The 13,615-nt window shown below is 71.8% G+C and carries 16 protein-coding genes; 10 read left to right on the top strand and 6 right to left on the bottom strand.

Going from position 1 to position 13,615, the window contains the following annotated elements:
- Nucleotides 1-258 precede the first annotated feature (258 nt).
- The 3 genes from LDL48_RS04885 to LDL48_RS04875 all read left to right on the top strand — a co-directional run bounded on the left by LDL48_RS04885 (nucleotide 259) and on the right by LDL48_RS04875 (nucleotide 3,072).
- Nucleotides 259-1,098, top strand: coding sequence for a hypothetical protein (locus LDL48_RS04885; protein ID WP_225253784.1), 840 nt, complete (start codon nucleotides 259-261; stop codon nucleotides 1,096-1,098).
- A gap of 127 nt (nucleotides 1,099-1,225) precedes the next feature.
- Nucleotides 1,226-2,296 (top strand): ferrochelatase, encoded by a 1,071-nt coding sequence (locus LDL48_RS04880; protein ID WP_225254114.1) that lies wholly within the window; start codon nucleotides 1,226-1,228, stop codon nucleotides 2,294-2,296.
- Nucleotides 2,296-3,072: an HAD-IIA family hydrolase gene (locus LDL48_RS04875; protein WP_255627443.1), complete on the top strand. Its 777-nt coding sequence runs from the start codon at nucleotides 2,296-2,298 to the stop codon at nucleotides 3,070-3,072. Before LDL48_RS04880 ends, LDL48_RS04875 begins: the two co-directional genes overlap by 1 nt.
- A 2-nt stretch (nucleotides 3,073-3,074) precedes the next feature.
- Here LDL48_RS04875 and LDL48_RS04870 read toward each other — a convergent pair whose 3' ends face one another.
- The 4 genes from LDL48_RS04870 to LDL48_RS04855 form a co-directional block, all read right to left on the bottom strand.
- Nucleotides 3,075-3,701, bottom strand: a complete 627-nt coding sequence (locus tag LDL48_RS04870; RefSeq protein ID WP_225253782.1) for an RraA family protein — start codon at nucleotides 3,699-3,701, stop codon at nucleotides 3,075-3,077.
- The gene (locus LDL48_RS04865) at nucleotides 3,698-4,420 is read right to left on the bottom strand and encodes a PIG-L deacetylase family protein (protein ID WP_225253781.1); all 723 of its coding nucleotides are present in this window, start codon (nucleotides 4,418-4,420) and stop codon (nucleotides 3,698-3,700) included. The genes LDL48_RS04870 and LDL48_RS04865 overlap by 4 nt, the downstream gene beginning before the upstream one ends.
- Before the next feature lie 140 nt (nucleotides 4,421-4,560).
- Complete coding sequence (locus LDL48_RS04860) at nucleotides 4,561-5,502, bottom strand: DUF6282 family protein (RefSeq protein ID WP_225253780.1); 942 nt, start codon at nucleotides 5,500-5,502, stop codon at nucleotides 4,561-4,563.
- Nucleotides 5,495-6,184 (bottom strand): GntR family transcriptional regulator, encoded by a 690-nt coding sequence (locus LDL48_RS04855; protein WP_225253779.1) that lies wholly within the window; start codon nucleotides 6,182-6,184, stop codon nucleotides 5,495-5,497. The genes LDL48_RS04860 and LDL48_RS04855 overlap by 8 nt, the downstream gene beginning before the upstream one ends.
- A gap of 349 nt (nucleotides 6,185-6,533) precedes the next feature.
- Here LDL48_RS04855 and LDL48_RS04850 point away from each other — a divergent pair, with 349 nt between their 5' ends.
- The 3 genes from LDL48_RS04850 (at nucleotide 6,534) to LDL48_RS04840 (ending at nucleotide 9,215) form a co-directional block, all read left to right on the top strand.
- Complete coding sequence (locus LDL48_RS04850) at nucleotides 6,534-7,550, top strand: ABC transporter substrate-binding protein (RefSeq protein WP_225253778.1); 1,017 nt, start codon at nucleotides 6,534-6,536, stop codon at nucleotides 7,548-7,550.
- Nucleotides 7,551-7,614: 64 nt separating this feature from the next.
- Complete coding sequence (locus LDL48_RS04845) at nucleotides 7,615-8,403, top strand: ABC transporter permease (RefSeq protein WP_225253777.1); 789 nt, start codon at nucleotides 7,615-7,617, stop codon at nucleotides 8,401-8,403.
- Between the two features lie 32 nt (nucleotides 8,404-8,435).
- The gene (locus LDL48_RS04840; RefSeq protein ID WP_225253776.1) at nucleotides 8,436-9,215 is read left to right on the top strand and encodes an ABC transporter ATP-binding protein; all 780 of its coding nucleotides are present in this window, start codon (nucleotides 8,436-8,438) and stop codon (nucleotides 9,213-9,215) included.
- Nucleotides 9,216-9,228: 13 nt separating this feature from the next.
- On the opposite strand, the gene LDL48_RS04835 is transcribed toward LDL48_RS04840, so the two are convergent.
- Entirely contained in the window at nucleotides 9,229-10,041 is an 813-nt protein-coding gene (locus LDL48_RS04835; RefSeq protein ID WP_225253775.1) for a DUF3097 domain-containing protein, read from the bottom strand.
- Between the two features lie 88 nt (nucleotides 10,042-10,129).
- Between LDL48_RS04835 and LDL48_RS04830 the strand changes: the two genes are divergently transcribed.
- Both LDL48_RS04830 and LDL48_RS04825 read left to right on the top strand, forming a co-directional pair.
- Nucleotides 10,130-10,912 carry an Rv1486c family protein gene (locus LDL48_RS04830; RefSeq protein ID WP_225253774.1) on the top strand — a complete coding sequence of 261 codons (783 nt, stop codon included), beginning with the start codon at nucleotides 10,130-10,132 and terminating at the stop codon, nucleotides 10,910-10,912.
- Nucleotides 10,905-11,399 (top strand): NUDIX domain-containing protein, encoded by a 495-nt coding sequence (locus tag LDL48_RS04825; RefSeq protein ID WP_225253773.1) that lies wholly within the window; start codon nucleotides 10,905-10,907, stop codon nucleotides 11,397-11,399. The genes LDL48_RS04830 and LDL48_RS04825 overlap by 8 nt, the downstream gene beginning before the upstream one ends.
- On the opposite strand, the gene LDL48_RS04820 is transcribed toward LDL48_RS04825, so the two are convergent.
- Complete coding sequence (locus LDL48_RS04820; RefSeq protein ID WP_225253772.1) at nucleotides 11,396-12,712, bottom strand: serine hydrolase domain-containing protein; 1,317 nt, start codon at nucleotides 12,710-12,712, stop codon at nucleotides 11,396-11,398. The genes LDL48_RS04825 and LDL48_RS04820 overlap by 4 nt on opposite strands.
- 109 nt (nucleotides 12,713-12,821) lie before the next feature.
- Here LDL48_RS04820 and LDL48_RS04815 point away from each other — a divergent pair, with 109 nt between their 5' ends.
- Nucleotides 12,822-13,271, top strand: coding sequence for an NfeD family protein (locus LDL48_RS04815; protein WP_225253771.1), 450 nt, complete (start codon nucleotides 12,822-12,824; stop codon nucleotides 13,269-13,271).
- 9 nt (nucleotides 13,272-13,280) lie between these two features.
- Nucleotides 13,281-13,615, top strand: a 335-nt coding sequence (locus LDL48_RS04810) for an SPFH domain-containing protein (RefSeq protein ID WP_255627441.1), incomplete at its 3' end; no start/stop codon positions are given.

The following is a 13,615-nucleotide window of genomic DNA, read 5'->3' as shown; positions in this document are numbered from 1 at the left end:
TCGTCAGATCAGTCGGACTCGTCGGGTCCTTCGGGCTCCTCGGATAAGTCGAGCTCCTCGGATAAATCGGGCTCGTCGGATCAGTCCGGTTCTTCGGATCAGCCCGGTTCTTCGGACCAGTCGGGCGCTGAGGTTAAGCCGGGCGCTGAGGTTGAGCCGGGCGCTGAGGTTGAGCCGGGCGCTGAGGTTGAGCCGGGCGCTGAGGTTGAGCCGGGCGCTGAGGCTGAGCCGGACGGCGGGGGTGAGCGGCCGGCGGACGTGCGGGACGATCCGGAGGACGAGCCGCCCGCGGACAATCGGGACGAGCCGGGCGCGCAGACCGATGCTCCCGTGGACGACCCCAAGCCCTCGGCCGACACCGCCGAGCCGTCGACGACCGGCTCGATCGAACCGGCCGCCGCTCCACCCGTGGCCCGGCCGGCCGCTCCGGCAGCTCGGCCCGCTGCTCCGGCCGCTCGGCCCGCTGCTCCGGCCGCTCGGCCTGCTGCGCCGGCCGCCCCGGCCGCCCCGGCCCCGGCCGCCCGGCCTGCTGACCAGGCGGCCGAACCGGACGCCCGGCCCGCCGGCGGGGCCGCGCCGCTCACCGGGGCCGAGCCCACCGGCGCATCCCCCCTGACCGAGGCGCTGCCGGCCGACCCGCCGGAACTCGACGCCCAGGCCGCCCCGATCTTCCACCGGCTGGCCACCGAACTCGGCTGCCCGGATCTGGGCTGCGCGCCCACCGGGGCTCCCCGTTCGATCGCCTGGCAGGGTGCCGATCTGTCCGCAGTGCCGGAGCCCACCCCGCAGGCGCCCGTGGCGGCGGCCGCCGGCCAGGCCCGGACCCTGGAGCGTGCCGCGGCGCGGACGCCGTCGGACACCGCCGATCCGCCGGACGACAGCTCGGACACGGGCGGCACCAGTGCCGACAACCTGCCGCAGGCCGGGGCGGGCGGCGCGCAGGCCGAGGCGTACCCGCGGGCGCAGACGGCGGACGACGACGACACCTTGCCCACCACCGGCCCGGAGGTGCTCGCCATGATCGCCATGTCGCAGATCCTGATGGTCGGCGGGGCGGCGCTGCGGGTCGCGGCCCGTCCCCGCGGTCAGGACGCCTAGGTTCTGATCCGTGGATCTGGTGAGCGCGCGACCAGGTCCACGGTGATCCTGACGCCGCGGAGCGGTGGTTCTCACCACCCCGTGGGGTGACCTCGCCGCCGGCCGGGCGGCGAGGGAGGATGGCGGGGTGGCGTACGACGCGTTCCTCCTGCTGTCCTTCGGTGGCCCCGAGCACCCCGACGATGTGATGCCGTTCCTGCGCAACGTGACGCGCGGGCGCGGCGTACCCGATGAACGTCTGGCCGAGGTGGCCGAGCACTACTACCACTTCGGCGGGGTGTCGCCGATCAACCAGCAGTGCCGGGACCTGCTCGCCGCGGTGGACGCGGAGTTCGCCGCGCACGGCGTGACGCTGCCCACCTACTGGGGCAACCGGAACTGGGCGCCGATGCTGGCCGACACCGTGGCGCGGATGCGGGACGACGGGATCGAGTCCGCGCTCGGGTTCGCGACCAGCGCGTACGGTGGCTATTCGTCCTGCAAGCAGTACTGGGAGGACATCGCCGCGGCCCGGGCGCACGTCGGCCCGCGGGCGCCGCGGATCGCGAAGCTGCGGCAGTTCCACGATCATCCCGGCTTCGTCGGCCCGCACACCGACGCGGTGCGCACCGCGCTCGCCGAGCTGGACCCGGCCCGGCGGGCGACCACCCGGCTGGTCTTCACCGCCCACTCGATCCCGGTCACCATGGCCGAGACGGCCGGGCCGGAGGGCGGCCGGTACACCGCGCAGCTGCACGAGACCGCCGCCCTGGTGCACGCCGGGTCCGCCCCGGACCTGCCGTGGGACCTGGTCTGGCAGAGCCGCTCCGGCCCGCCGCAGGTGCCGTGGCTCGATCCGGACATCAACGACCACCTCGCCGACCTGGCCGCCAAGGGCGTCACGGACGTGGTGGTGAGCCCGATCGGGTTCGTCTCCGACCATCTCGAGGTGCTGTGGGACCTCGACAACGAGGCCGCCGACACGGCCCGGGATCTGAGTCTGGGGTACGCCCGTGCGGCGACGCCCGGCACCGATCCGCGCTTCGTGGCGATGATCCGGGAACTGGTGCAGGAGCGCACCGACGGTGCCGGTCGCGAGCGGCTCGGTACGCTCCCGGTCTGGGACACGTGCCCGGCCATCTGTTGCCCTCCGCCGAAGCGGCCGGGTGCCGGCCGGGGCGGACCGGCGCAGCCGGGTGCGGCACAGGGAGCGACGTGATGGAACGCAAGGCCATCGAGAGCTGGCTCACCGACATGGACGGGGTACTCGTCCACGAGGGTGTGCCGGTTCCCGGCGCGCCCGAGTTCGTCCACCGGATGAAGACGTCCGGGAAGCCGTTTCTGATCCTGACGAACAACTCGATCTACACGCCGCGCGACCTGCAGGCCCGGCTGAGCCGGATCGGCATCGTCGTACCGGAGCAGTCGATCTGGACCGCGGCGCTGGCCACCGCGCAGTTCCTGGCCGACCAGCGGCCCGGCGGCACCGCGTACGTGATCGGTGAGGCCGGCCTCACCACGGCGATGCACGCGGCCGGCTACGTGCTCACCGAGTTCGCACCGGATTACGTGGTGCTGGGGGAGACCCGCACCTACAGCTTCGAGTCGATCACCAAGGCGGTCCGGCTGATCAACGACGGGGCCCGGTTCATCTGCACCAACCCGGACGCCACCGGCCCGTCCAACGAGGGCGCGCTGCCGGCCGCCGGCTCGGTCGCCGCGATGATCTCCAAGGCGACCGGGGTGGAGCCGTACTTCGTCGGCAAGCCGAACCCGATGATGATGCGGTCCGCGCTGAACACCATCGACGGGCACTCCGAGAGCACCGCGATGATCGGCGACCGGATGGACACCGACGTGCTGTGCGGGCTGGAGGCGGGGCTGGAGACCATCCTGGTGCTGACCGGGATCAGCACCCGGGAGGAGAGCGAGCGGTACCCGTACCGGCCGTCCCGGGTCGTCAACTCGGTGGCCGACCTGATCGACGAGATCTGAGGTCAGGAGCCGACCTCGTCGGCCGTCCGCAGGCCGTGGATGTCGTAGGACAGTTCGCCGGCCGCCAGCCGGGCCCGCATGGTGGCCTCCCGGTCGAGCCGCGCGGCGACCGCCACGGCGACCTGGTCCACGGTCTCCGGCGGCACGACCACGCCGCCGTCGGCGTCCAGGATCACGATGTCGCCGGGGGCGATGGTCGCGCCGCCCACCCGGACCGGTACGTCGAGCTCACCGCGGACGTCCTTGGCGGCACCCCGCACACGGCGCCATCGTGCCCAGACCGGCAGGCCCAGCCGGCGCAGGTCGTCCACGTCCCGTACGGCGGCGTCGACCAGAATGCCGGCCGCGCCGCGGACCTGGGCCTGGGTGGCGAGCAGCTCACCGATCAGCGCGACCGGTGCGGGACGCGGCATGGTGAGCACCAGGATCTCGCCGGGGCGCAGCCGGGTCATGGCCTCGTGCACGGCGCGGTTGTCGTCCTGCCCGCACCGGACGGTACGGGCCGGACCGGCCACCCGGCTGCCCGGAACGAGCTGTTCGAGGTCGGTGTCGAGAAGACCGCGCCGTCCGGCCGCCTCGTAGACGGTCGCGACACCGGCGGCGGCGAGGTCCTGGTGTCCGGCGGTCACAGCGCGTCCACCACGTTCGGGATGAGCCGCTGGAACGCCTCGGCGTACTGGATCGCCTTGTTGCCGGTGACCTTGCGGGCGTGGTTGGCGCGGTGCTCGGCCCGCTGGGTGTAGTACTCGCGCAGGTAACTCTGTGCGCCCATGGCCGCCATCGCTTCGCGCTTGGCCGGCATCACGTCGGTGATGTCCACGAACACGGTGGGCACGAAGCCGCACAGTTCCGGCTGGTGCGGCTCGAAGGCCAGGAACTCGCTCGGCGCCACGGTGTGGAAGCCGCTGGCCACCCCGGCTCCCGCGGTGAGCTGGCGGGACAGGGCGACGGCGGCGTGCGCCGCGGGGTGGTCGGGGTTGAACGGGTCGGTGTCCGGGTGGGTGAGCACCGTGTGCGGCGCGAAGTCACGGATGAGCGCGGCCAGCCGGTCGATGTGCTCGTCGCCCACCCGCAGCGGGTAGTCGCCGAGATCGAACGGCTCGAACCGGGCGCCGACCGCCGCCGCGGCCGTGGCGGCCTCCGCATGGCGGATCCGTTTGACGTTCTCGACGGTCTGGTCGGGGTCCTTCCAGAGTTCGCCGGACTCGCCGCGTTCGCCGTAGGAGAGCGCCACCACCAGGGCCTCTCCGCCGCGGCTGGTGTGCTTGGCGACCGCGCCGGCGGCACGCCAGACGAAGTCGGCGCTGTGCGCACCCACGACGAGCATCCGGCGGGCGCTCGGTGCCAACTGTCGCTCCGCGGATCGGCGATCGTCCGCCGTCGTGGTCCGGGTCGTAGCCTCACCGCTCCCGCTCGGTGCCAACTGTCGCTCCGCGGATCGGCGATCGTCCGCCGTCGTGGTCCCGGTCGTAGCCTCACCGCTCCCGCTCATGCGGACACCTCGACCGGGGACGGGGCCGCCGCCAGGGCGCGGGAGTTCGTCACCGCCATGGTGCGCACCTCCGCCTCGGTGAAACCGGCCTCCAGAAGACGGTCGGCGAACAGCGCGAGACCGTCCTCCACCGGGGGGTTGAACGGCTGACCGAGGTCGCTGGAGAGCACCGAGTGCTCGGGTCCGACCTGACGGATGTTGTCGAACAGGTCCGGCCACGACACCTTGCCGGTGTGCGGGGTGGTGAAGCACCGTTCGAGCAGGGCTCCCTGTGCGGCCAGCTCGCGCTGCACGGGCACGGACAGCCGTTGCGAGGTGAACTCGGGGTGGGTGACGACGACGCGGCGTACGCCCTCCTCCCGCGCGGCCCGGACCACGGCCAGAATCTCCGGCCCGGACAGGTGCCCGGTGGCCAGCACCATGTCGTGCCGGGCCAGCACCCGCAGCACCTGCCGTACCGGTGCCAGCACCGTGTGGTCGGAGTCGAGTACCTCGACCACGTCCGGGACGATGCCCTGGGCCTGCAGGTCGCGTTGCAGGGCGCCCCACATCGCCGGTTTGGCGCCCGGCAGGTCACCGGCCGTGCTGGTGCGCTGGTTGCGGGAATCAACGGTGGGCATCCAGGCGATCCGGGCGCCGAGCCGGCCGGCGATCTCCACCGCGGCCGGGTTCATGCCGCCCATGGATCCGTTGAGGGTGATCGCGCCGAGCACGTCCACGCCGGGCACGGCGGTACGGACCACGGTGGCCCGTTCGGCGGTCGTGACGTAGTGCGACTTGAGGACGAAGCCGGCGAGGCCCACGTCGGCGAAGCGCCGCGCCAGGTCGACGTCGTTGATGCGGCGTTCCATCACGTCGGGTGCGACGTGCACATGGGTGTCGTACGCGCCGGACACCAGCGCCCGCGCGGCCGCCGACGGGACGGGGTGGTCAGACATGGCTCTCCTTGTGGGTGGGTTTCCCCGGCGGGGTGGCGGCGCGCCGCTGCTTCGCCGCGGTGGTGTGCGAGAGCGTGCCCTCGACGTGGGAGAGGTGACGGCGCATCATGTCCTCGGCCGTCTCCGGGTCGCGGGCCGCGATGGCGTCGACGATCGCGAGGTGCTCCGCAAAGGACTGTGCGGGCCGACCGGGCACCAGGATGGTGCGGAACTGGAACCGGACCATCTGTGCGCGCAACCCTCGGATCAGACGCGCGGCGGTCTCGTGCCGGGAGGCGGCGATGATCGCGGCGTGCAGAGCCGCGTTGCTCTCCGAATAGCCGAGCAGATCGTCCTGGGCCAACTTGCGGTCCATGTCGGCGAGGATCCGGCGGATCGAGGCGAGTTCCCGGCCGGTCGCGCGCCGGGCGGCCGCGCCCGCGGTGAGGCCCTCCAGCACGGCCCGCGCCTGCAGGATCTCGACCGCCTCCGCCTCGGTGACCATCCGGACCCGGGCGCCCCGGTGCGGGGTGAGCACCACCATCCGGTCCTGTCCGAGGCGGACCAGTGCCTGGCGCACGACGGCGCGGCTGACCTCCAGCCGGGCGGCGAGGTCGGCCTCGACCAACCGCTCGTTGGGCATCAGCTCGCCGCTCGAGATCAGCGCGCGCAACGTCTCGTACGCGCCGTCCGGCACTGTCATCTCGCGCTCCACCTCCCCGGAAAGAGTCATTGTGGATGGGACACCGGAGACTATCGGGCCCTGCCCGACCGCGCGAGATTGTCAACAATCTTGTCTACACCACGGGCAACCGCCGGGAGCCTCTCGTCGCATGCACGAACTGCGAAAACGTCCTAACAGGACGTCCCGCACGCGGGATTTCCGCTGTCCGAAGGAGACGAATGTCCCCGTGACAGGTGATTGACACTGCTCTAGCATCTCGTCCGGACCCGGGGCTGGCGGGCACGAATGTCGATGGCACAGGCGTTCCCCGGTTCCCACGAACAGCCGAACTTTCACCCGCGATCGGCGGGAAATCCAGGAGGAATGCATGATCAGACGTTCACCTGCGCTGGTTGCCGCCCTGCTCGTCGCGGCGGTCGGGTTGAGCGCGTGTACCGGCGACAGCGACGGCGACAGCGGCGCGAGTTCCGGCAAGGTCGACAAGGTGACCTATGTGACGGCCTTCGGCGCTGTCGGCCGTGACTCGTTCATCTGGCTGGCTAAGGAGAAGGGCTACTTCCGGGACGTCGGCATCGATGTCGAGATCCAGAAGGGCGCCGGTAACGTCCAGAACCTGACGCTGCTCAAGTCGGACCAGGCGCAGTTCGCGGCCCTCGACTTCACCGGCGCGGTCATCCAGTCCGGCACCGGCAAGTTCACCGACTGGCGCGCGGTCGCGGCGATCCACCAGCAGACCCTGGTGTCCATCATGACCACGAAGGACACCGGGATCACCGCGCCGGCCGACCTCGCCGGCAAGACCGTCGCCACCGGCAGCGGCTCGGTCAGTGAGCTGCTGTTCCCGGCGTACGCGAAGCTTGCCAAGATCGACGCCAAGACGGTCAAGCTGCAGGGCGCCCAGCCCACCGCGCTCAACGGGCTGATGGCCAAGCGGAAGGTCGATGCGCTGAGCACCTTCCTCCTCAGCCAGAAGGCGCTGGAGAACGTCTCCAAAAAGGAGGTGGTGGTCATGCCGTACAGCACGTACCTCAGTGATCTCTTCGGCAACGCCATCATCGCCAAGCCGGCCCTGATCGCCAGCAACCGCGATCTGGTCAAGCGGTTCACGAGTGCGGCGCTGAAGGGCCTGCAGGACGCGGTGGACAATCCCGAGGAGGCCGCCACCATCCTCAACCGGGCCGAGCCCACGGCCGCCGTCCCCGCCGCGGTGGGCGAGCTCAAGGCGATGAAGCCGTACGTGGCACCGCCCGGTGGCGCGCCGCTGGGGCACATCGACGAGCAGCGGGTCGCCCGCGGCATCGCCGTTCTGCAGAGCGCCGGGCTGATGCCGCCCGGCATGAGCCCGGACAAGGTCGTCGACTTCGGGTTCGTCCCGGCCGGCTGATGTCGCAGGGGGCGGGGTTCGCCCCGCCCCATCCATCGTCCGAGACCACCCACGGAGTTCCACCATGACGGACTTCTCAAGCGGCACCCGGCTCGCCCGGGTGTGGACCAACGCGGGGCTGCCCGTTCTCGGGGTGGTGATCGCCGTGACTCTCTGGTGGTCGCTCACCGTCTTCCTGCGGATCGACCCGTTCTACGTACCGTCACCGGCGGACGTGGTGGAGTCCTTCCTGCGGACGCCGCGGTTCCTCCTGCAGGAGACCTGGATCACCTCGCAGCGGGTACTCGTCGGTTTCTGCATCGCGGTGGCGGGCGGGCTGACCATCGCCGTGGTGCTGGCCGCGTCCCGTACCGTGGAGCGGATGGCGATGCCGATCCTCGCGGCGGTCAACGCGATCCCCAAGGTCGCGCTCGCCCCGCTGCTGCTGGTGTGGATGGGCTTCGGTGATCCGCCGAAGATCGTCATGGTCGTCCTGGTCAGCTTCTTCCCGGTGGTGGTGTCGACCATGGCCGGTCTCTCCTCGACGCCGGCCGATCTGCACGAACTGGCCCGTTCACTCTCCGCGTCCTGGTGGCAGACCTTCGTCAAGGTACGACTGACCTGGGCGCTGCCCCAGGTGTTCGTCGGTCTGAAGGTCGCCACCCCGCTGGCCATCATCGGCGCCGTCATCGGTGAGGTGGTCAACCCGGACCACGGCCTCGGTTCGGTCATCGCGGGTTCCGGTGCCTCCAACGACACCCCGCTCGCGTTCGCGGCCCTGGCCCTGCTCGCGGCCATCGGCGTGCTGTTCTTCTACGTGATGGCCGGCATCGAGCGCCTGCTGGTGCCATGGGCCCGCGCGATCTCGTCCTAGGCCCACCGGCCGCTAGCACCCAGGGAAGTCCGATGATCACCATCGACGGGGCGTCGCAGACGTTCCGCGGCAGGTCCGGTCCGGTCGAGGCGCTCAAGGACATCAGCCTCACCGTCGGGGCGGGCGAGTTCATGGCCGTCATCGGCCGTTCCGGCTGCGGCAAGTCGACCCTGCTGCGGCTGATCGGCGGCCTGCTCAAACCCACCGGCGGCCGGATCGCCATCGCCGGCGACCGCGTGGTGACGCCGCGCCGGGACGTCGCGTTCGTCTTCCAGCGGCCGGCCCTGTTGCCGTGGCGCACGGTCGAGGACAACGTCCTGCTGCCGGTGGAGATCTTCAAGTGGCGCCGTCCGCAGCACCGGGAACGGGCCTGGCAACTCCTCGAGATGACCGGCCTCGGCACCTTCGCCAAGCGGCTTCCGCATGAGTTGTCCGGCGGCATGCAGCAGCGGGTGTCGCTGTGCCGGGCGCTGATCCAGAACCCGAAGGTGATGCTGATGGACGAGCCGTTCTCCGCGCTGGACGCCCTGACCCGCGAGGAACTCGCCGTCGAGCTGCAGCGCATTCACTCCGAGCTCGGCACCACCATCGTCTTCGTCACCCACTCGATCCAGGAGGCCGTCCTGCTGGCGGACCGGGTGACCGTGCTCAGCGCCCGGCCCGGGCGGATCAACAAGATCGTCGACGTGGACATCCCGCGCCCGCGTTCGTTCGGCCTCAACGCCCACCTCGACCAGGTCGCGGTGGCCTCGGCCGAACTGCACCAGCTGCTGCTGACCGAACAGCACCTCCCCACCCCGCCGACGGACTGAACCGCACCGCCGGTCAGCCCGGTGCGCCCGGTTCGGTCACGAAGTCGATCAGGCGTTCCATCGAGTTGATCAGCGGCGTCTCGACGTCCTTGTAGCTGTGCACGCTCGCCAGGATGCGCCGCCACATGTCGGCCGGTTCGGCGACGCCGGCGGCGGCGCACACGCCTTCCTTCCAGGGCCGGCCGGGCGGGATCACCGGCCACGCCCGCAGGCCCACCCGGTCCGGTTTCACCGCCTGCCAGACGTCGATGTACGGGTGCCCGGTGACCAGCACGTCCGGGTGCTGCACGGCGGCCACGATGCGGCTCTCCTTGCTGCCCGGCACCAGGTGGTCGACGAGCACGCCGAGGCGGCGGTGCGGTCCCGGCCGGAACGACCGCACCTCGGCGGCCAGCTCGTCGATGCCGTCCAGCGGCTCCACCACCACGCCCTCGACCCGGAGGTCGTCACCCCAGATCCGTTCCACCAGCGCGGCGTCGTGGATGCCCTCCACCCAGATCCGGCTGGCCTTGGCCACCTGGGCCCGCTGCCCGGCGACCGCCACCGAACCGGAGGCGGTGCGCTGCCGGGCGGCCGGGCGGTCCGGCGCCGCCGGCTTGCGCAGCGTCACCACCGCCCCCTCGAGCAGGAACGCTGCGGGTTCGAGCGGGAAGTTGCGGCGGCGGCCGTGCCGGTCCTCCAGCACCACCGCGCCGAGTTCGAACCCGACCACCGCGCCGCAGAATCCGGAGTCCACGTCCTCGACCACCAGGTCCCGCTCCGCGTCCACCTCGGGCACCACCTTGCGCCGGCGCCAGTTGCCGGCGAGTACGTCCTCCCCATACATGCCCGCACGGTAACCCCTGGGCAGTGACACGCCGTTTCCGACGCTCCGACGGAGACAACGCTGTCGTGCGGCACGTACCCTTGCTCGCATGTCACCCGCAGCGAATGCGGCGACTCTCACGGCGCGCCGGTCCACCCGGTTCGTGGCGTGGGTGCGCGCCTGGCGCGCCGGTCTCGTCCCGTTCGACGAGCTGGCCGACGAGATCGCCGGCGACGAGGAGCACCTCGTCGCCGATGTACCCGGCACCTGGACCGACGTGCCGCTCGGTTCCGGGCTGCCGGTGTTCGCGAAGCTGCAGCCGGACGACGTCCGCCTGGTGCTGCCGGCACCCGGCGACCCGCGTGGCCTGCCCGGCCCGGGCCCGCTGACCGGCGCCGCCATGCTGGCCGGCGAGGCGGTGATGACACCGCACTTCGGGATCGTGCCGGAGGTACGCCGGCACACGTCCGGTTCCGGCATGGAGTTCGAGACCGTGCTCTGGCGCGTGCACCCGGTGTCCGGGCACCGGCCGGGGTTCCAGATGGGCGCGGCCGAGGCGGAGTCCGAGCTGACCGCCGCGCTGGCCGAGGCGACCACCCAGCTGACCCGGCTGGACGTGGCGCAGTGGCGTCCCGAATTGGCCGGCGCGCTGCAGGCGTTGCGCCGGCCGGACAGCACCGCCACGCTCCCGCCGGGTTTCGACCCGCGGGCCCGCCGGCTGTTCGCCCGGGCCAGCATCCTGGACCAGGTGCTGACGCTGGCCGAGCACAACGCGCCCGGCGGGGCGGTCAACACCTACGAGGCCCAGCAACGCGACGCGGCGCTGCGGCCGCTCACCGCCGCGTGCCGGCAGGCCCTGGTGGCCGCCTGCAATTCGCCGTTGCATGCCTGACCGGTACGCGCACTGCACGTTCTGCGGCGCCCGGTTCGCCGCCGGGCGGCCGTGGCCGCGGCACTGCGCCGCCTGCGGCGAGACCAGCTACCTCAATCCCAAGCCGGTCGCCGTCGCGGTCCAGCCGGTGGGGCTGGCGCTGCTGGTGGTGCGGCGCGGCATTCCGCCGGCCCGGGACCGGCTGGCGCTGCCGGGCGGCTACATCGACATGGGGGAGACCTGGCAGCAGGCCGTGGTACGCGAACTCGCCGAGGAGACCGGCCTCACCGCGGACCCGGCGGCGGTACGCCTGTTCGACACGCTCAGCGCCCCGGACGGCACCCTGCTGGTGTTCGGCCTGCTGCCGGCCGTGACCACGCTCCCGCCGCCGCTGCCGAACGAGGAGACGCTCGGCGTCGAGGTGATCGAGCAGCCCACGCCGCTCGGCTTCGACCTGCACACCCGGGTGGCCGACCGCTACTTCGCCTCGGTCGCGGCCGGCTTCTAGGCCAGGTGCGCCGGGTCCCGGCGGAAGCGCAGCGTGGCGATGTCCAGGCCGTCCACCGCTCCCTCCGGGGTACGCCGCACCTGCAGCACCTCGCCCGCGTTCTCCCCGGTCAGCCCGCGCCACCGGTCCGGTCCCTCGGGGGCGAAGGACCACGGCTCGACCGCCGGCGGGGTCACCTTGCCCATCACCACCCGGTCGCCGTCCGCGTCCAGCTGGTACTCCTGGCCCATCCACCACCAGCGGCCGCACAGCTCGGCCGTCCCGTCGCCCGGTGCCGGCGGCGGCCGCCACGGCTCCGGCGTCGCCGGTTCGGCGTCCAGCACGGTGGTCAGCGCGTCCAGGCAGACGTCCCGGATCGACGTGCCGGTCAGGCGGTGCGCGTTGGCGAACGCGATCACGCCGGTGCGGCTGCGCCGGTGCACCGCGAGATGGGCGGCGTATCCCGGCATGGATCCGCCGTGCCCCACGAACACCCGTTCGCCGACCCGGAAGAGCTGGGGTCCGAGCCCGTGCCCGCCGGTCCACGACTCCAGGTCGGTGAGCGCCACCGGTGCGCACATCTCGTCCAGCGTCTCCCGGCCGAGCACCGCGGGCGCCGGATCGGCCAGGAACGCCGCCCAGGTCGCCATGTCGGTCACGGTGGACCAGAGCTGCCCGGCCGGCGCCATCGCGCCCGCGTCCCGGCGCGGCTCCTCGTGCAGGCTGCCGTCCAGCGCGTGCACCACGTACCCGCGGGCGAACGGCTCGACCGGCGCGTACGTGGTCCGCGTCATGCCCAGCGGCTCCAGCACCCGCTTGCCGGCCAGCGCCGCCCAGCTCTCCCCGGTGACCCGTTCCAGCATCGCGCCGAGCAGGCCGTACGCGAGGTGCGAGTAGTGGAACCGGCGGAACGGCGGCCCGGCGACCTTGTCGAACGCCAGCTCGGCGAGGAACGTGTCGACGTCGCCGCCGTCGGTGCGCTGCCACCACGGGCCGTCCGGCTCGCGCTGCAGCCCGGACACGTGCCCGAGCAGCTGCCGCAGCGTGATGCTGCCGACCGAGGTGCCGGGCAGGTGCCGGTACAGCAGGTCGTCGAGGGCGAAGGCGCCCTCGTCGCGGAGCTGCAGCACCATGGTGGCGGTCAGCATCTTGGTGATCGAACCGAGCCGGTACTGCGTCTCGGGATCGGGGCGGGGCTGCTCGCCGACGCCGGCGAAGTGCAGCACGGCCCGGTCGCGGACCACGGCCAGCGCCAGGGACGGCGCACGCCCCGCACTCTGCGCGCGGGCGGCGATCTCGTCGACACGTCGGCCGGTTTCCGGCAACAGGGACACGGTGGGCCTCTCTCGGTGGAGCAACTGGGGTATACAACTGGCGCGCGGCGATATGGCTACGCCGTGACTGGCCGTCGCTATACGTGCGCAGACGTGTCACGATCGGGGTATGGAAGCTGTCCTCTGGATCGTTCTCGCCGTCGCCTTCGCGATCGCCGAGGCCTTCACCGCGACCTTCCTGATCATCTTCTTCGCCGCGGGCGCGCTGGCGGCGGCCGGTGCGGCGGCCCTGGGCGCCCCGCTGCTGCTGCAGGCCATCGTCTTCGCGATCGTGTCCGGGCTGTCGGTCGCGGCGATCCGGCCGATCATCGTGAAGCACCAGCGCTCGGCCCTGGAGTCGGGCGAGACGCCGTTCGGGGTGGAGGCGATCGAGGGATCGCAGGCCACGGTGCTCGAGGAGGTCGACGCCGACCACGGCCTCGTGAAGATCGACGGCGAGATGTGGACCGCGCGGTCGTTCGACGGCACCGAGATTTACCAACCGGGCGAGCGGGTCCGGGTCATCAAGGTCCGTGGCGCCACGGCGATCGTCTGGCGCGACGACATTTCACATATGTAGAGAGGCGCCATGGAAGTTGTAATCGGTGTACTCATCTTTGTTATCGCCCTTTTTGCGGTGATCACCCTGGTCCGTTCCGTCCGCATCGTGCCGCAGCAGCGGATGGACGTCGTCGAGCGCCTCGGCAAGTACAAGCGCACCCTGTCGCCCGGGCTCAACCTGCTCGTCCCGTTCGTGGACGCGGTCCGCACCAAGGTGGACATGCGCGAGCAGGTGGTCAGCTTCCCGCCGCAACCCGTCATCACGTCCGACAACCTGGTCGTCTCGATCGACACGGTGCTCTACTTCAAGGTCGTCGACCCGGTCCGGGCCACGTACGAGATCTCGCACTTCCTGCAGGCCAT

This window comes from Jidongwangia harbinensis (assembly GCF_020216025.1).
Lineage (GTDB): Bacteria > Actinomycetota > Actinomycetes > Mycobacteriales > Micromonosporaceae > Actinoplanes > Actinoplanes harbinensis.
The sequence above is the reverse complement of the archived record's forward strand: the minus strand, read 5'-3'. Positions and strand labels throughout refer to the sequence as shown.